Annotated in this window: 20 protein-coding genes and 1 tRNA gene; 9 read left to right on the top strand and 12 right to left on the bottom strand. The window is 68.1% G+C overall.

The genetic code is table 11. The features are described 5' to 3' along the window. Window positions 1-49 precede the first annotated feature (49 nt). The 3 genes from ABZ382_RS03175 to ABZ382_RS03165 form a co-directional block, all read right to left on the bottom strand. Window positions 50-607, bottom strand: a complete 558-nt coding sequence (locus ABZ382_RS03175; RefSeq protein ID WP_357083153.1) for a 3'-5' exonuclease — start codon at window positions 605-607, stop codon at window positions 50-52. Window positions 608-668: 61 nt separating this feature from the next. Then, window positions 669-1,448, bottom strand: a complete 780-nt coding sequence (locus tag ABZ382_RS03170; RefSeq protein WP_357083150.1) for an META domain-containing protein — start codon at window positions 1,446-1,448, stop codon at window positions 669-671. A 19-nt stretch (window positions 1,449-1,467) separates the two neighbouring features. Further along, entirely contained in the window at window positions 1,468-2,862 is a 1,395-nt protein-coding gene (locus tag ABZ382_RS03165) for a lipase family protein (RefSeq protein WP_357083147.1), read from the bottom strand. 168 nt (window positions 2,863-3,030) lie between these two features. On the opposite strand from ABZ382_RS03165, the gene ABZ382_RS03160 reads away from it, so the two are divergent. From ABZ382_RS03160 to ABZ382_RS03150, 3 genes are read left to right on the top strand one after another with little or no spacing between them, the layout of a single operon-like run. Further along, complete coding sequence (locus ABZ382_RS03160; protein ID WP_357083144.1) at window positions 3,031-3,657, top strand: TetR/AcrR family transcriptional regulator; 627 nt, start codon at window positions 3,031-3,033, stop codon at window positions 3,655-3,657. 34 nt (window positions 3,658-3,691) lie between these two features. Further along, window positions 3,692-4,156 carry a VOC family protein gene (locus tag ABZ382_RS03155; protein WP_357083141.1) on the top strand — a complete coding sequence of 155 codons (465 nt, stop codon included), beginning with the start codon at window positions 3,692-3,694 and terminating at the stop codon, window positions 4,154-4,156. Window positions 4,157-4,181: 25 nt separating this feature from the next. Further along, window positions 4,182-4,952 (top strand): MerR family transcriptional regulator, encoded by a 771-nt coding sequence (locus tag ABZ382_RS03150; protein ID WP_357083137.1) that lies wholly within the window; start codon window positions 4,182-4,184, stop codon window positions 4,950-4,952. A gap of 49 nt (window positions 4,953-5,001) precedes the next feature. Here the strand turns inward: ABZ382_RS03150 and ABZ382_RS03145 are convergent, their stop codons facing one another. Next, entirely contained in the window at window positions 5,002-5,121 is a 120-nt protein-coding gene (locus ABZ382_RS03145; RefSeq protein WP_357083134.1) for an excalibur calcium-binding domain-containing protein, read from the bottom strand. 756 nt (window positions 5,122-5,877) lie between these two features. Between ABZ382_RS03145 and ABZ382_RS03140 the strand changes: the two genes are divergently transcribed. Then, window positions 5,878-5,953, top strand: a tRNA-Glu gene (locus ABZ382_RS03140). A 42-nt stretch (window positions 5,954-5,995) separates the two neighbouring features. Here the strand turns inward: ABZ382_RS03140 and ABZ382_RS03135 are convergent. After that, complete coding sequence (locus ABZ382_RS03135) at window positions 5,996-6,361, bottom strand: PASTA domain-containing protein (RefSeq protein WP_357083131.1); 366 nt, start codon at window positions 6,359-6,361, stop codon at window positions 5,996-5,998. A 992-nt stretch (window positions 6,362-7,353) separates the two neighbouring features. On the opposite strand from ABZ382_RS03135, the gene ABZ382_RS03130 reads away from it, so the two are divergent. Then, on the top strand, window positions 7,354-7,755 hold the full coding sequence (locus ABZ382_RS03130) for a DUF6221 family protein (protein ID WP_357083128.1): 402 nt from the start codon (window positions 7,354-7,356) through the stop codon (window positions 7,753-7,755). Between the two features lie 66 nt (window positions 7,756-7,821). After that, complete coding sequence (secG, locus tag ABZ382_RS03125; RefSeq protein ID WP_154789531.1) at window positions 7,822-8,055, top strand: preprotein translocase subunit SecG; 234 nt, start codon at window positions 7,822-7,824, stop codon at window positions 8,053-8,055. 58 nt (window positions 8,056-8,113) lie between these two features. Here secG and ABZ382_RS03120 read toward each other — a convergent pair whose 3' ends face one another. Next, on the bottom strand, window positions 8,114-8,455 hold the full coding sequence (locus ABZ382_RS03120; RefSeq protein WP_357083123.1) for a hypothetical protein: 342 nt from the start codon (window positions 8,453-8,455) through the stop codon (window positions 8,114-8,116). After that, a complete protein-coding gene (locus ABZ382_RS03115) occupies window positions 8,448-8,735 on the bottom strand; it encodes a hypothetical protein (RefSeq protein ID WP_357083121.1) in 288 nt (95 codons plus the stop codon). Before ABZ382_RS03115 ends, ABZ382_RS03120 begins: the two co-directional genes overlap by 8 nt. A 185-nt stretch (window positions 8,736-8,920) precedes the next feature. On the opposite strand from ABZ382_RS03115, the gene ABZ382_RS03110 reads away from it, so the two are divergent. Both ABZ382_RS03110 and ABZ382_RS03105 read left to right on the top strand, forming a co-directional pair. Continuing rightward, complete coding sequence (locus ABZ382_RS03110) at window positions 8,921-9,715, top strand: hypothetical protein (RefSeq protein WP_357083118.1); 795 nt, start codon at window positions 8,921-8,923, stop codon at window positions 9,713-9,715. A gap of 72 nt (window positions 9,716-9,787) precedes the next feature. Further along, window positions 9,788-10,453, top strand: coding sequence for a DUF1361 domain-containing protein (locus ABZ382_RS03105; RefSeq protein WP_357083115.1), 666 nt, complete (start codon window positions 9,788-9,790; stop codon window positions 10,451-10,453). 19 nt (window positions 10,454-10,472) lie between these two features. On the opposite strand, the gene fadD8 is transcribed toward ABZ382_RS03105, so the two are convergent. Genes fadD8 through ABZ382_RS03090 form a run of 3 tightly spaced genes read right to left on the bottom strand, consistent with a single transcriptional unit; the run spans window position 10,473 to window position 14,189 of the window. Beyond that, complete coding sequence (gene fadD8, locus ABZ382_RS03100; protein ID WP_357083112.1) at window positions 10,473-12,080, bottom strand: fatty-acid--CoA ligase FadD8; 1,608 nt, start codon at window positions 12,078-12,080, stop codon at window positions 10,473-10,475. Between the two features lie 23 nt (window positions 12,081-12,103). Continuing rightward, complete coding sequence (locus ABZ382_RS03095; protein ID WP_357083109.1) at window positions 12,104-13,297, bottom strand: Nonspecific lipid-transfer protein; 1,194 nt, start codon at window positions 13,295-13,297, stop codon at window positions 12,104-12,106. A gap of 43 nt (window positions 13,298-13,340) precedes the next feature. Further along, window positions 13,341-14,189 (bottom strand): SDR family NAD(P)-dependent oxidoreductase, encoded by an 849-nt coding sequence (locus ABZ382_RS03090; protein ID WP_357083107.1) that lies wholly within the window; start codon window positions 14,187-14,189, stop codon window positions 13,341-13,343. Between the two features lie 53 nt (window positions 14,190-14,242). Here ABZ382_RS03090 and ABZ382_RS03085 point away from each other — a divergent pair, with 53 nt between their 5' ends. Further along, window positions 14,243-15,211, top strand: coding sequence for an alpha/beta hydrolase (locus ABZ382_RS03085; protein WP_357083104.1), 969 nt, complete (start codon window positions 14,243-14,245; stop codon window positions 15,209-15,211). A gap of 81 nt (window positions 15,212-15,292) precedes the next feature. On the opposite strand, the gene ABZ382_RS03080 is transcribed toward ABZ382_RS03085, so the two are convergent. Both ABZ382_RS03080 and ABZ382_RS03075 read right to left on the bottom strand, forming a co-directional pair. Next, window positions 15,293-15,799 (bottom strand): hypothetical protein, encoded by a 507-nt coding sequence (locus tag ABZ382_RS03080; protein WP_357083102.1) that lies wholly within the window; start codon window positions 15,797-15,799, stop codon window positions 15,293-15,295. A 37-nt stretch (window positions 15,800-15,836) separates the two neighbouring features. Then, complete coding sequence (locus tag ABZ382_RS03075) at window positions 15,837-16,526, bottom strand: serine/threonine-protein kinase (RefSeq protein WP_357083099.1); 690 nt, start codon at window positions 16,524-16,526, stop codon at window positions 15,837-15,839. Window positions 16,527-16,641: the final 115 nt, after the last annotated feature.

Raw genomic sequence — 16,641 nt, 5'->3', positions numbered from 1 at the left:
TGCATAGAAAACCCTGTTGCGCAGGGTTTTCCGGCAATGGCACGAACCGTCAGTGCGGCCACAAATCCTTGCCCATGAGATCCGCGATCAAGGCCGCGATATTCCAGGCGTCGTCCCCGCCGCGATGATGCGTCCCCTTCAACGGCAGACCCGCCAGCCGCAGCGCACCGGCCATGCCGTAGCGGCGTTTGGTCTCGTGCGCCGCGGAGAACGCCAGCTTGGCATTGGTGTGCGCGCTGCCGAACGGATAACGCACGCCCGTCCCCCGGCATTGCGCCGTGAACTGTTTGCGGTCGTAATCGCCCCAACTGGCCCACGGCCGGGAATCGGCGTGGAATTCGGTGCGCAGCAGTTCACACGCTTCCGCGAAAGTAATGCCCGTGCTCACCTGTTCGGGCGTGAGCGTGGTCAGGCTCGTGCAGAATTCACTCACCGTGGAATGCTCGGGCCGCACCAGAATGCTGTGCTTGCTCACCCGTTCCCCGGTGACGGTATCGAGCACGCACAGCCCGATTTCGATGATCTCGCTGGGTTGTCCCGGCGGATTGGGCCCCTCCCAGCAGGTGGCCTCCACATCCACCACATTCAGGAATCTGGTTGTCGTCATGGAATCGGACGCTAGCGCGCCGATACCGTCCGGCGACAATGATTTTCGCTCGGACCGGGCCCTACTCGGCGCGCAACTCGATTCCGGTGTCGTTGCCCGCATTGCGCAAGGTCAGCACGTCGGAATCGATGGTGGCCTTGACCTTTCCGTTCAGCGCCTCCAGCACCTGCTGCTCGACCTCCATGACCTCGGGGGCGCACATCATGCGGGTGGTGGCGATGGAGAAGGTGACGTCCTCGCCGTCGATCGCGGCGGTGCCGGTCATCTGATTGCAGCCCGCGTTGCCGGAGACCTTGCCGTCGGGGGTGATGGTCAGCGTGGGGCGGACCTCGTCGAGGGTGACCGAACGGATCTTGGCCTGCGTGCGCAGCAGGCTGGTCACGATCCAGGTGGTGCCGACCAGCGGCTTGTCGGGGTGGGCGACCTTGCGGTCGAGCATGGTCACGGTGGAGCCGCTGCCCTTCACGGTGAGCGTGTCACCGGACAGGGTCCAGGTGGGCTGGGAACGCAACAGCGAGTTCTGCCATTCGTCCGCGCCCGCCAGCTCGCCGGGGCACGCCATCAACGTCGACGACAGCTCGCCGACCTGCAGCGTATTGCCCTGCAGGTCGACCGAACCAGTGGCGGTATTGCAGCCCGAGGACGCCGAGACCCGGCCCTCGGTGAAGGTCAGCGTCAACGGCCCGCCGCCCGGGATCGGGGTCCCCGACACCGCCGTCGAGACGAATGTGCGACCGGCCGGCGAGGCGGGCGCGATGTCGTTTCCGCCGCCGTCCGAGGAGCATCCGGCGGCGGCCAGGGCGGTCAGTGCGAGCAGGATCGAAACCCGGGGTGCTGGCATGAGCCCGATCGTACGGCCGCTACACCGGCATCCCGAGCGCCGACGCGAGGGTCTGCCCGATCGTGTTCACGAACGCGCCGACCGCACCCGGATCCAGGATGCCGGAATACACATCGCGGTTGTGGCAGCCCTGCGGCGCGGGAACACCATGGAGACGGTCATCGAGCCACAGCGCCGCGCTCGCGGTATTCGACACCGCCGCGATGCCGTGCTCGCTGAACAGATCGCGCGTGTACTGCACGCGGGCGCTCGGGTCGTGGCAGTAAATGTCATACGTATTGTCGACCGCGTTGAGCGGCATCACCTCGTCGAAAGTGCCCTCATAGATGTAGAGCGGAGCGATCGGCGTCCCGCGCCGGCCCAGACTCAGCTCGTCGAGCACCGGCTGCACCTCCGGCGCCAGCATCGGATCACCGGGATAGTCGAACAGGCCCTTGATGTTCACGAACGGGAACGCCGCGAATTGCAGCGCCACGCACTGGTTCTCGTGCACCAGCCGAGTGGCCTTGCCCAGCGGGTTCATGTGGTCGGCGATGAAGCGATCCACCTGCGGATACTCCCGCGCCACCCCGAACAGCCCGCCCAGCACCGCGCCGCCGAAGCTCGAGGTGCCGTTGTTGTAGTCGATGGCCGCGCGGATATCGGCCATCAGGCCGCCCGCCGCCGCTCCCGCCAGTGCGAGTTCGGGCGCGTAGGCGGGCTGCAACTCCGCGGCATGCGCGGTCGGGATCGCGCCACCCGAGTAGCCCCACAACGCGACTCGCGTGTCGGTGCCCGGCAGACCGGCCGGATCGAAACGCTCCGCGGCGCGAATCCCGTCGAGCGTGATCCGCCCGCCCAGCGGGCCCACCGCGTACGCGGCGTTCGGGCCCTCGTGATCGGGGATCACCACCGCGTGCCCGAGCTGCAACATGGCCTGCACCTCCACGAATTCGGCTTCCATCACCGGATTCAGCGGATTGGGCAGGGCACCCGTCCGCAGGGTGTAGGAGGGTGCGCAGTTGATCGACAGGGAGTCCTCGGCCATCTGGAACGAGACCAGCCCGCGCTGCCCGCTCGGCGCGGGCCGCTGCGGCACGACCACCGTCGCCACCGCCGCGATCGGCTCGCCGCGGGTGTTCGTGCTGCGATAGGACAGCTGCCAGGCATCGGCATGCAGCGGCAGCAGCCACACATTGGCGAGGGTGACCTGCCGCGCCGCCAGGATCTCCCCGGGCTCCGCGGCCGCCACCCGCGCCGGATCCGGTTGGTAGAAGCCCGGATCCAGATAGGGCGGCGCGGGCGGGATCGGGAACGGCAGGTTCGGCTGCACCGGCACCGGATCGGCGCCCGCCGTCACCGCCGGGCAGAACGCCACGGTCATCCCCGCCGCGATCGCCGCACACACTCGCGCGATCGTCCTGGTCCCCGTCATATCGCACTCCTCCACGCCGCTGCGGCGGCCGCGTACCCACCCGCCCAAGAAAGGGAGTGGATATTTCCTAAGTTGCGCGGCGACCATATGCCGCCTGCGGCGAATGTGTCAACGGTCACCCCGGGCCGGATGTTTGCTACCCGTGTTCACGGGGCAGGATGGGGTGTCGTGAGCGAAGTTTCCCGCCCGCGGCGCACCCAGCAGGAGCGCCGGGCAGCCACCGTGGCCAAGCTGGTGGACGCCACCATCGCGGCCATCGGTGAGGTCGGCTACCAGCGCACCACCGTGCAGGAGATCTGCGGCCGCGCCGGACTATCGGCCGGGGCCATGTTCCGTCAGTTCGACACCCGCCTGGACCTGATCGTCCGCACCGCCGAGGAGATCTTCGCCCGCCAGCTCATCGGCTACCGCGTCACCATGGAACAGCTTGGCGCCCAGGACAATCCGATCGACGTGGCGCTGCGGTTCCTGCGCCAGGCACAGCAGTCCAACCTCACCCACGCGCTGCGTGAGATCTTCCTGGCCGCCCGCTCCGACACCGAACTGCGCGACCGCATCGCGCCCATCGCCGAGAACTACTACCGCGAGATCGTGGCGGCCCTCGAACACAGCGGGGTCCTCGCCGACTTCCCCGCCGACCTGCGCGAACCCATCTTCTTCATGATGCTGCACCTGTTCTCCGGCGAGGCCGTGGTGCGAGGGGTGTACCAGCGACCCGATCTCGATGTCACCGTGCTGCGTCTGGTCGAGGACATGCTGGCGGTTTACTCCCGGCACACCGCGCCGCCGAGTTGACCTTGCCGCTACGTCAACTCCTACCGTCGACCCCATGAGCGACCACCCCGCCATCGACCGCACCATCTACCCCATGCCCATGTTCGCGACCTTCCAGGTGCGCGACATCGCCGCCACGACGGCGTTCTACGAGGCCGCCGGATTCATCGCGCTGGCAACCATTCCCGGTGACGACGGCACGCCCGCGGTCGTGCACCTGCGGCGTATGAAATACCAGGACCTGCTGCTGGTCCCGGGCGAACCCGCACCCGGGAGCGCCACGGTCAGCTTCTCCGCGGGCGAACAGGACATCGCCGAGCTGGCGAACACCCTGCGCGCACGCGCGTTTCCCGGCACCGCGGTGGCGGGCCCCACCGACACCGCGTGGTTCACCACCGACATCACCCTCACCGACCCCGACGGCAACCGCGTCATCATCACCGCACCGCGCCTGGCCGAACTCGACCAGGCCAAGGAATGGGCGGCGACCTTCGATGGCGACTGGGTCGGCAAGCAGTAGCGACGAGACCGGAGGCCCTCATGGAGTGACGATTCAGCAGCTGGCCGACAGCGCCGGCATCACCAGCCGCACCCTGCGCCACTACGACGACATCGGCCTCCTGTCTCCCGCCCGAGTCGGCCACAACGGCTACCGCTACTACGACGCCGACTCCGTCGCCCGCCTCCAACGCATCCTGCTCCTGCGCGAACTCGGCCTGAGCCTGCCCGTCATCGCCGAAATCCTCGACCGCGCAACCGATGACGTGGACGCCGACCACGCCGAGGACACCGCCCTGCTCACCCACCTTCGTCTCCTGGAAGCCGAACGGGCCCGCATCGACGACCGAATCCGGGCCCTCCGCCACACCCTCGACACCCGCGCAGGCGCCGAGGGGTCGACGCAGATGATGCTCGAAGGCTTCAACGACCCCTACCGAGACGAAGTCATCTCCCGCTGGGGCGAGCATGCCTTCGAAGCCGGCAATCAGTGGTGGCACGCCAAATCCCTGCAACAGCGACGCGAATGGAAACGCGACCTCGACGACATGATCGCCACCTGGATCACCACCTGGAAATCCGGCCACACCCCCTCCTCCGCCCCCGCCCAATCCCAAGCCGCCCGCCACATAGCCTGGTTCCGAGCCATCCCCGGCACCCCCGTGGCCGACGGCGACCGCGACCGCTCCATCGCCATGATCACCGCCATGGCCGACATGTACGCCGACGACCCGAACTACGCCGCCGCCTACGGCAACCCGAACTGCGCTGCGTTCGTGAGGGATTCGCTCAAGGAGTACGTCCGTCGTTCCTTGTGAGGCGCAAGTCTCCATCCCGGCGGCCGATGCAACGGCCGGTCCGCGAAACCTATCTCTCGCAAGCGATCCCATCGTGGTCGGCATCCAGTCCGGGCCGATACCCAGGATCGCCGACCCGCAGGGGCGCGGCACCCGCCCTTTTCGCCTCGGCGCAACTGCGGTAATACACCGACGGAGCACTCGTGGTCTGCGGGGGAGGAGCAGGCGCGGCGGCAGGCGGAGGTGCCACCGTTGGCCGTGGCTCCGGGGCCACGAACGGAACAGGCGCGGGCGGCGCGGGTTCGGCCGCCGTGCTGAGCGGCGGAACCTCCGCGGCGGCAGTCGTAGTCGGTGCCACCGTGGTGGTGCTACTGGGTGTCACCAGAGTCGTACTCGCCTTCACGGAGGTCACCGGTCGACTGGTGGTACCGGCCGGAGACGATGAGGCCGGCCCACACCCGGAGATCAGCGCCGCCCCGAGCGTGACAGCGGCGAGAGCGATAACGCTACGACCTAGCAATCGCAAACGATGGACTTTCACGCCCACAGACCCTGCGCTGATTCCCCGCGCCTGTACACCTTTCAGCAACACCTTGGCACGATGTGTCCCCACAATCCTGACCTTCCCGGCAAACCGGTCGCGCAGTCAGAATTTCGTGCCCTCAGCGTGCGCGGAAAATCGGTTGCAACCATTCCGCGCTCCTGCGAATGTGATTACACCGCAAGCTCAACCGAGCGGCGGAAACGGAAGGTTCCGGCCTGTGGGGGCCAGCCGGTCTTGAAAACCGGAGGCGGGCATTGTGTCCCGGGGGTTCGACTCCTCAGCTTTCCGCGATGGAAGATAGACCGGTCAGGCCGGCCGGAACCCGTTGCTAGCGGTGTTGAGCCTCAGGGCTTGGGATTCGAGTTCTCTGTCTTCCGCGAGGTCCGTCGAATGGCGGCTCATGGCGTAGTTGCTCTGTCGGGATGGGCAGCCTGATTTTCACTCAGGAACCACGTCGGTTCGACTCCGACCTACGTCACTCCATGCCGCCGGCGACCGTCGGTTTGCGCGGCGGGAGACCCTATTTCGCGCCGGCCGACTTGACCGTCACGGTGATCGGCTGCTTCTCGGCGACCAGCGCGCCGGGATCAGGCGACTGATCCTTCACGACCCAGGCCGAGTTGTCCTGGCCGTCGAGGACATTGCGCCCGTCGGGCGCGGTAGCCGAGGCGAACAGGAAACACGCCCCGCCACCCGCCCGCGCCGCGTCGAGGCGCTTCCCCCGCAGATCCGGCATCGCCAACGGCCACGCCTTCGCGTCACAGTGCACCGAATCCGCCGCGGCCGACGTCGACGACGCCGAACTCGACTTCGTCTCGCCCCCGGGATTGCAAGCCGCCAGCAGCGGCACAGCAAGGGACAGCGCGACGACGGCAATCGCTCTCATGCTCACTCCTCATCCGACGTCGAGACCCTACCGCCACACCCGCCGCCGCGCTCAGCTTCACGCGACACCGGTGCGATTCACCAGCGCCACAGTCGATCCGAGCGCCGCCGCCGAACCTGAGCGTCCTCGATCGAGACAAGTCACGGTTGGCCCGCGACGACCTACCGCGGGTCGGTGCATCTCGTGCGTCTGCGATGGAAGATAAACCGGTCAGGTCGGCCGGAACCCGTTGCTAGCGGTGTTGAGCCTCAGAGCTTGGGATTCGAGTTCTCTGTCTTCCGCGAGGTGCGACACTGGACGACATCTTCTACACCGCTCCAACCGTGTGGCCGAAAGGTTTCACACCTCCGCCGAGCCGCACGCGCGCATAGACAGCGAACCAGCACCGGTCGATTCGAAGGAGCGCGTCAGATGTCGCTGAAATATCCGCCTACGCCGGAATGGACCACGCGGAGCGTCCGCAATACGGATGGCACTACGACGATCACGACAGCAATCAAGATGGAAGTCCGCACGGTGGACGAGACCGGCAAAGTAGTCGAAACGGCGTCGCTGCTCCGGCGGCGCCGCAACCGGGCAGGCAGCGAATCGTCTCAGCCGCCGGCTTCCGTCGCCGCAGACGCCGCGGACTGCAGTGACTGTGAGCCCACGGCCCTCGAAGTAGAGGGCCCGGAGGGGCATCAGCAAGTCGTTGCCTACAGTCTCGAGTCCTGCGACGACGAGTGGTGCTACTACGGCTCACCGAGTGGGGTCGTCTAGGTTGACGGATCAACGCAATGCCTTCGACTCATCATCGAGCGCCGCGGCACCGTCGTCTCCGGGCCTTCGCGGCATATCGGGTGTGGTGAGAGACAATCGATCATGCGCACTTCCACGGTCGTAGTGCTCGCCGTCTCTGCCGCGGTGCTCGTCGCCGTGGGCGCTAGCTCGCTCTATTGGGTGCTGTGGGCTGCTCTGGTCGTGATCGCGACCGTCTTGTGGATGGTCCGGCGATGATGACCATCGAGCAGTTCATCGACCGGCGACTCGAGCAGCAGCAGGAAGCCGCAGAGTTCGCGCTGCAACTGGAGCACGACTTCCGGGACTCCGGCCGCGAGATCGAATACCAGTGGGTTCGTCTCGTGCGACCCAAACACAGTCGCACCGCCCCGTCGGCGGTGTTCGTGCCGGGCGTGCTGACCCCGAAACAGACGCTGCGGCACGTGGCCGTGCTGCGGCTGATCTTCGGCGAGCACGCGCCGGACGAGCACCATCGGTGTTCGGTGTGCCGTGTCGCTGACGCCTCCAGCGACGATGGCACGGTGGCCTGGCCGTGCCCTACCGTGCGTGAGATGGCGGCCCTCTGGTCCGACCACCGTGACTACCGCGCCGAGTGGGCGATCGATCGGCGTTGATCTTTCCCGTCGGCGCGACCAGGGCTGATTCGTTGATACCGACAAGCACCGCATACACTCTCCGGTATGCGGATGTTCCTGGATATCCTCCTAGTTATCACCAGCGTGCTGCTGGTGCTGCTGGTGCTGTTGCACCGCGCCAAGGGCGGAGGTCTGTCCAGCCTCTTCGGTGGTGGAGTGCAGTCGAGCCTGTCGGGTTCCACTGTCGTCGAGAAGAACCTCGACCGGATCACCATCTTCCTCGGCGTCATCTGGCTGATCTCGATCCTCGGGATCGGGCTCGAAATCAAGTTCTCCTAAGTCCACAGCTTCCGAAATCGCCCGGGCACCCGTGAAGGTGCCCGGGCGATTCGTCATGTCAGCTCCGATGACCGTGGACCGGTGAGAGATTCGCCAGAGCCGCCGACAGGGCGCGGCGGGCGTCGGCACGGCTGATGGGGGTGTCGTCGTCGAGGGCGGCCAGCTCGATGGTGAGGAAGTCGCGGATCAGGTCGGACATGCTGACGCCGCGGTGGTCGGCCTCGGCCCGGATGCGTTGATCCATGGCGTAGGGGAGCCGGACCGTGCGCAGCACCGTGACGGGGGTGTCGGGGCCGGGGAGGTCGGGTTCGGGCGCGTCCTCGTCGAAGGTGAGGCTGTCGAGGAAATCGCGCGCCTCGGCCGCCGTGTTCGGGTACCCCTGGTCCGGATGGTCACTCATGGTCCGCCTCCCATTGTTCGAACTGGGCGAGAAGCCGTCCGGTCACCGGCCGGACGCCGATGACCTGCTGGTCCCACTGCGACAGCGGGCGAACCACCACCGCGAGCGGCAGCCCGGCGCCGGTGCGGCCGATGATCATGAGGGCGGGTAGTCCGCCCGTCCCGCGCACCGGTCGCGGCCAGCGCCGGCCGGGTCCGGTGAGGACCCGCAGGACCTCTTCCGGCGCGATACCGAGCCGGGCCGCGACTTCGAGGGCCCACTCGGGAATCTCATATCCCACGGCCGCATAATACGATCGTAAAACAGCTGGTCGCCACCTGTCGACCACAGTTTCGAGTCGAACCCGGGCGCGTCGATCGCGGGCGTGTTGCCACAACGGCCGCAAACCCCGGGCAGGTAGTCGGCTACTCGTGCCCGTCCGGTCCCCGGCGCCGATGATCATCACAGACAACCGAGGAGCCTCTGATGATGGTCAAATCGGCCGCCGCCCTGTTGATCGGTGCCACGACATTCGGCGCCGTGATCCTCACGCCGGTGACCGCACGCGCGGTTCCGCTGCCCGGCGAGGACGGTACGCCGTGCCCCGCGCTGCGGGTGGTCAAGGTGCTCGCCGGATGGGAGGACTCCTACCGGGTCTGTGCGGGCGACCCGGCGGTGCGGGCCTCGGCGCGAATCTGGGTCATCACCAACACCTCCGAGGGTGTCCTGCGGGTCTCGCCCGGCATCGGGAATCCACGTCTGCAGGCGTTCCTGCCGACAGTCACCGCCGCCGATGCGGTCAGCGGCCTGACAGCCGAGCTCGTCCCCACCGCGGCCGCGACCGATGGATCGGTTCTGGTGGCGCCCAATGGATCTGTTCGTGCGACCGGCGGGTCCAGCGTGCGCATCGCGATGGACTATTCGGCCAGCAGCGTGACGACCCTGGCCGGTGCGCTGGCGAAGACCGGTATCGAGAAGCTCGGCCTCGGCTTCGCCAATCGTTTCTCCGACGTGCAGAGCTGCGCGCGCGGCGCGTCGGGCATCTTCGAGGAATTGGGCGACCACAGCCGCCCCGCATCCTTCTTCGATGCCGCACCCAAGCTCGTGGTCGCGTCCGAATGCCGGCCGCTGTGGAAGGCGATCGAACGCGACCTCGGCGGCACGAACGGACTGAAGACCTTCGAGAAGACCGCCGTGCGCGAAGTCGCCGAGAACGCGTGGCGGCCGATTGCCAAACTCGTCCTCAAATACATCGCGGAAATCGCTGTCCGAGTGCGCTGATCGCGAGGGTGTTGCCGAACCGGTGTCCTCGACACGCGGGACGGGGCGCGCCGCACAAGGCATCATGAACAAATGGACCCGGTGAAAACGGTCGCGCCGAGCCTCGCGGGGGTGCTGGACCGCAATCTGTTCTGGATGGTGTGGAACACCGTGCTGGCCTGGATCCCGGTGGCGTTGGCGCTGCTGGTGTTCCGGCGCCCGCCCGAAGACGAACGACGACTGCCGATTTCGCCGTTCTGGTGGGCCGGTGTGGTGCTGTTGCTGCTGTTCCTGCCGAACGCGCCGTACGTGGTGACCGATCTGGTGCATCTGCGCGACGACATCCGCGCCGCGGGCAACGGCCCGGTGGTGACGACGATTCTGCCGGTGTACGGCGTGTTCATCGTGTCCGGATTCGTCGCCTACTACCTGGTGCTGGCCGAGATGGGCCGCTTCCTGGAGGCGCGCGGACTGGCCGCGTGGCGAACCCCGGTGACCCTCGCGGTCCATTTGCTGTGCGCGGTAGGCGTTTTCCTGGGCCGCTGGGTGCGGTTGAACTCGTGGGAGCCGGTGGTGCAGCCGCGCGGCACCTTCGACCGCATGATGCTGGCGTTGAGCTGGAACTGGGCCCCGGTGCTGATCGCCGCGGTGTTCGTGGCAACGGCGTTGGGCCACTTCGTGACCCGCGCCGTGGTGGAGGCGGGCGTGGACAGCGCCCGCCGGGGCGCCCGGCTGATCCGAACCCGCAGGTTCGCCTAGCCGGACGCCCGCGGGGTGATCAGGCGATGCCGAGGCGCTCGGCCGCCAGGACCCGGATCGCTTTCTTGTCCGGCTTGCCCAGACCGGTCAACGGCAGCCGCTCGATCACGATCACGTGCTTGGGCACCTGCACGGAACCCTTGCGCTGCTTGACCGCGGCCTGGATCTCGGCGGTGACGGTCTCGACCGCGGCGGGATCGGCGGCGGTGGCGGGATCGAGCACGAGCACCGCGGTCACCGCCTCGCCCCACTGCGGATCCGGCACGCCGACGACCGCGACCTCGTGCACCAGAGTGTGCTCGGAGACAACGTCTTCCACCTCCCGGGGGAACACGTTGAACCCGCCGGTGACGACCATGTCCTTGGAACGCCCGACGATGAACAGGAATCCGTCCTCGTCCTGACGTGCCAGGTCACCGGTGCGCAGCCACCCGTTCTTGAAGGTGTCCGCGGTGACCTCGGGCAGGTTCAGGTACCCGCCCGCGAGCAGCGGCCCGGAGACGCAGATCTCGCCGACCTCGCCCTGGGGAACCTGCTTGTCCTCACCGTCGAGCAGCGCCACGCGCACCGCGGTCGACGGGCGGCCGCACGAGGTGAGCCGCGCCTTGTCGTGCTCGTCCTTGCCCAGGTAGCTGATCGCCATCGGCGCCTCGGACTGCCCGAAGTACTGGGCGAAGATGGGCCCGAACCGATCGATGGCCTCCTGCAACCGATTCGGGTCGATCGCGGACGCGCCGTAGTACACGGTCTCCAGCGAGGACAGGTCCCGCGTCTTGGAGTCCGGGTGGTCGAGCAGCGCGTACAGCATCGACGGCACCAGCATGGTCGCCGAGATCTTGTGCTCCTCGATCGCGCGCAGCACCTCGCCCGCGTCGAAACGCGGCAGCACCACGCACTGCCCGCCCAGCAGCACGACCGGCAGGAAGAACGCCGCGCCCGCGTGCGAGAGCGGGGTGCAGATCAGGAATTTCGGCTGCTTGGGCCATTCCCACTCGGAGAGCTGGATCTGCGTCATGGTGTTCATGGTCAGCGCCGTGCCGATGACACCCTTGGGCTTGCCGGTGGTGCCGCCGGTGTAGCTGATCGAGATGACATCCGAGGGCAGCAGTTCGGTCGCCTCGACCGCCCGCGGCTCGTACTTGTCGGCGGCGGCCAGGATGTCCACGCCGACGTCGGCGAGCTGCTCGGGCACCGGGCCCAGCACCAGGATCTTGGTCAGCGTCGGCACCATGTCGACCAGTTCGCGGGCACGCTGCACGAACGCCGGCACCGGGTCCAGGATCAGCGTCGAGATGCCCGCGTCGGCAAGCACATACGCGTGATCGTCCAGGCCGCCGATCGGGTGCAGCGCGGTGCGCCGCGAGCCCACGATCTGACCGGCGCCGATGGTGAACAGCACCTCGGGCCGGTTCAGGGCGAGCACGCCGACCGGGGTGCCGGTGGTGACGCCGTGTTCGGCGAAGGCGTCGATGTAGCGGCTCATGCCGTCGAGCACCTCACCGCCGGTGAGGATGTGGTCGCCGAGGGTGAGCACCGGACGGTTGCGATGCCGCTTCAGCCCGGCCACCAGGGCGTGCCCGTTGTGCACGGGCAGCCGGAGCATGGTGTCGGGATCGATTGCACTCATGGGGTTCTCAATTCATCCGATGGTCACGCGGTGTAGGCCGAGTACAGGGTGACGACGACCGCGCCGCCCAGGCCCAGATTGTGCGCCAGTGCGGTGCGCGCGCCCGCGACCTGACGATCGCCCGCGAGTCCGCGCAGCTGCCAGCTCAATTCGGTGCACTGCGCCAGGCCGGTCGCGCCGAGCGGGTGGCCCTTGGAGATCAGGCCGCCGGACGGGTTGACCACCCAGGTGCCACCGTAGGTCGTCGCGCCCGACTCGACCAGGGCTCCGGACTCGCCTTCGCCGCACATGCCCAGCGCCTCGTAGGTGATCAGCTCGTTGATGGAGAAGCAGTCGTGCAGCTCGATCACGTCGACGTCGTTGACGGTGATCCCGGCGCGCGAGAACACCTTCGACGACGCGGCGCGGGTCATGGGCGCGCCCACCACGTCGATCATGGAGCCGGTGGAGAAGGAGGTGCCGTCGTCGGTGGCCAGCTCCTGGGCCAGGATCTCGATGGCCTGGTCCTCGAGACCGTTGGCCTTCACGAACTCCTCGCTCACCACGACCGCGGCGGCCGCGCCGTCGGACATGGGCGAGCACTGCGAGCGGGTCAGCGGGCCGTGCACCGGCTTGTCGCCGAGGACCTGCTCGAGGGTGTACGCGTCCTGGAACTGCGCCAGCGGGTTGTTGGTCGAGTGCTGGTGGTTCTTCACCGCGACCGCGGCCAGCTGCTCGGGGGTGGTGCCGTAGCGCTTCATGTGCTCGATGGCGGCATTGCCGAAGAACTGGGTGGTGATCGGCGCGGCCGAGAACTCGAAGAGCTCCTTGTTCACCTTCAGGTGGTGGTCGACCGTGGTGACCTTCGGCTTGGTGGCCGGGCCCGCCATGGCCTCCTTGGTCATCTGCTCGAAGCCGACGGCCAGGGCGACATCGGTGATGCCGGAGGCGACCCACTCGCGGGCGAACATGAGCGCGGTGGAGCCGGTCGCGCAGTTGTTGTTCACGTTCACGACCGGGATGCCGGTGAGACCGATGTCGTAGAGCGCCCGCTGACCGGCGGCCGAGGGCTGGAAGACGTAGCCGACCGCGGCGCGCTGCACCTGGTCATAGGTGACGCCCGCGTCCTTCAGCGCGCCGTTCACGGCCTCGGCGACCATCTGCGGGTAGGTCCACTCGCGGGAACCGATCTTGACGAACGGCGTCATGTTCACGCCGACGACGAAAACGCGTCGCATTGGGTTGTCCACTCCTGTTCTTCGGGAACGTAATTCGTTGTGTCTAGTCGGCGCGCGGGACGCGGCCGTCGATATCGGTGAAGCCGTACGCCTGCGCCAGGTCGGCGACCTTCCAGGCTTTCCCGGTGCGCGCCAGGCGATCCGGGTCCGCGGCCAGGGCGGTGACGGCGCGACCGGCGAAGTGCGGGGTCTCGGCCTGATCCAGGTCGAAGGTGCCCTCGCCGGGCAGGGTGACCAGGCGGCGGCCCTGGGCATCGGCCGGAACCAGCTGCAGCAGTTCGGTATTGACGATGCCCGGCCAGATCGACACCGCGGTGGTGCCGGTGCCCTCGAGGTCGTGGGCCATGTCGGCGGTGAGCCGGTCCACGGCGGTCTTGCCGACCCCGTAGACCGCGTTGTGCATGTGGCGGACCGCGCCGGGGGAGGACACGCTCACGATCAGCCCCTGCGACTCGATGAGCAGGGGTGCGGCGAAAACGCTGGCCACGTAATGGGATCGGACGCCGATGTCGAAGCCCTCGTCCCAGGCCTTCGGCGGCACCTCCCAGAACTTGCGCCCGATCCAGCGCGCCGAGGCCGGGGAGTTGTAGACATTGTTGACCAGGACGTCCAGGCGGCCCTGCTCGTCGCGGATCTGCGCGAAGAGTTTCTCCACCGCGGCGTCGTCGCGGTGATCGCAGACCACCGCGACCCCGTGCCCGCCGAGGGCGTCGATCTCGGCGGCCGTCGCGGAGACGGTGCCCGGCAGGTGTCCGGGCGTGACGGTGCGCCCGGTGACGTACACGGTCGCCCCGGCCGCGCCCAGCTCCAGGGCGATGCCCTTGCCGATGCCCCGGCTGGCCCCGGTCACCACCGCGACCTTTCCGGCGAGAATCTTGGGTATTTCGCTCACGACCTCTGGACATTACCTTGAAATAGGAACGTGTTCTAGAAATTGGAGGCGGAGTGGAACTGACGCATCGGACGATCGACACCGGGGAGGTCCGCCTGCATGTCGCGGATCAGGGCGAGGGCTTCCCGGTCGTCTTCTGTCACGGGTTCCCGCACACCTGGTACATGTGGCACCACCAGCTCGACGCGGTCGCCGCCGCGGGCTACCGTGCCCTGGCCCCCGACCTGCGCGGATACGGCCGCACCGAGGCCCCCGCGGACCCCGAGGCCTACACCAACGCCGCCGTCATCGGCGACCTCATGGCCCTGCTCGACGACATCGGCGCGGAAAAGGCCGTCTTCGTCGGCCTCGACTTCGGCGCGCAACTGGTGTGGGAACTGAGTCTGCGCGCCCCCGAACGGGTCGCCGGCGTCGTCGTCCTGAACAACCCGTTCGCCCCGCGGCCCCCGCGCCCGCCGTCGGCCTTCTGGACCAAAGCGGCCGAACGCCACTTCCTGCACCTGTCCTATTTCCAGACCCCCGGCGTCGCCGACGGCGAGCTCGCCGCCGACCCGCGCGGCTTCCTGGCCCGGGTCTACTACTCCCTCTCCGGCGACTACCACTACCTCGACACCTGGAAGAACCCGCCCGGCCTCGGCTACCTCGACGTCCTCCCGCAGGCCCCCGCCCTGCCCTGGCCGTGGCTGTCCCAGGCCGAATTCGACACCCTGGTCGCCGATTTCGAGCGCACCGGCTTCACCGGCGGCCTCAACTGGTACCGCAACCTCGACCGCAACTGGGAACTCACCGAGGCCTACGCCGACGCCAAGGTGGAAGTCCCCACCTACTTCCTCTACGGCGAGAACGACCCGGACATGGAAGGCTTCTCCGGCCGCGACCCCCTCGCCACATTGCGCGCCAACGTCACCGACCTCCGCGAGGTCGTCGACGTCCCCGGTGCCGGCCACCTCGTCCAACTCGAACGCCCCGACGCGGTCAACAGCTTCATCATCGGGGCGCTGAAGAGCCTCGACCCGGCCTGATCGCTGAGAACGCAGGGGATGGACGCCGAGCCGTCGGCAGGTTCGGCGTCCATCCCCGAACGGGCGTGAGCGGGGTCGGGGTCAGTTGGTGGAACGGCAGTTCTGCCCCGTCGTGACCGGCGCGGTCGTGGCCGCCGGCGCTCCCAGCGTGGGTGCGGGAACCGTGGTCGTGGTCGGCGGCGCGACCGGAGGTGTCGACCCCGGCGACGCCGCGCTGTCGCAGGGCGGCAGCAGCCCGGACTTCACCAGCGCCTGCAGGGCCTGCATCGCCTCACCCCGGTTCCCCGGCGGCAGCCCGCCGTCGACGCTCGCACGCGCCGACGCCGTCAGATCGGACCGCGTCAGCTCGGCACACCCGGCCGGAAACCCGCGACCACTGTCGAGCACCGTCAGCTCACCGCTCCGGGTGACACAGGCTGCCCCGTCCACTTCCCGGATCGTGAAACCCAGTACGGTGCCGGGCGACCCCCGCAACACCACCACCTTCCCGGCGTCCACGCCGACATAGAACTGCGACCGAATCATGTTGTAGCCCACGGCAATCGCGGCGAGAACCACCGCGATGGACACCAGGACGCCCGCCTCCACCCATCGCCGCCGCCGTGCCCGCGCGCGGAGTGGCGCATCAGCGACGGGATTTCCTCTTCCTGGGGTTTCGCTGCTGGGCGGGGTGCGGAGGGGTGTAGGAGGAGGCGGCTCGGCGGTGGCCCTCGGTAGGGCGGGTGGTTGGGTCGGACGGGTCTCCGGGGGTGTTCGCGCGATGGTCGTCGCGGACGGTGGTGGGGCGTACTGCACTGGCGGTCGAGACGGGACCGGGCGGTGGGAGTCGAGGACTGCGGTTGCGGCGTCGGACAGTTCGCGGGCGGTGACGAAGCGATCGGCGGGGGGCCACCAGGATGTTGGCGGGCTTGATGTCGCGGTGCAGCAGATCCTGGCGATGGGCGTGGTCGATACCCAGCGCGGCCTGCCCGACGATGTAGACGGCCTGCTCGACCGCCAGCGGGCCCCGGCGGACCAGGGTGGAGACGTCGTGTCCGGGAACGTATTCCATGCAGATCCACGGCCGGTCGCCTTCGACGCCGCGGTCGTAGACGGTCACCAGGTTGCGGTGGTTGACGCGAGCCGCCAGCGCGCCTTCACGATCGAAGCGCAGGCGGAAGGAGGCATCTCGGGCCGCGACATCGGTGAGAACCTTGATCGCGACCTGCCGAGGCAATCGGGGATGTCGTGCCCGGTAAACCTCACCCATGCCCCCGCTGCCGAGCAACGCTTCGATCGTGAATCCGGCGAAAACTGCCCCCGGCACCAGAACCATGCGCACAGTCTGGCCGCTTCCCGGGGCCGCCGCAGGGTTTCCTGTCTCGGGGTGGGGTGAGCCGGGTGCGCGTGCATCAGCCCGGATGATTCGACCGGTGGGTGTAAAACCGGAC

Source organism: Nocardia sp. NPDC005825, assembly GCF_040630175.1.
In the GTDB taxonomy this organism is placed as follows: Bacteria; Actinomycetota; Actinomycetes; order Mycobacteriales; family Mycobacteriaceae; genus Nocardia.
The sequence above is the reverse complement of the archived record's forward strand: the minus strand, read 5'-3'. Positions and strand labels throughout refer to the sequence as shown.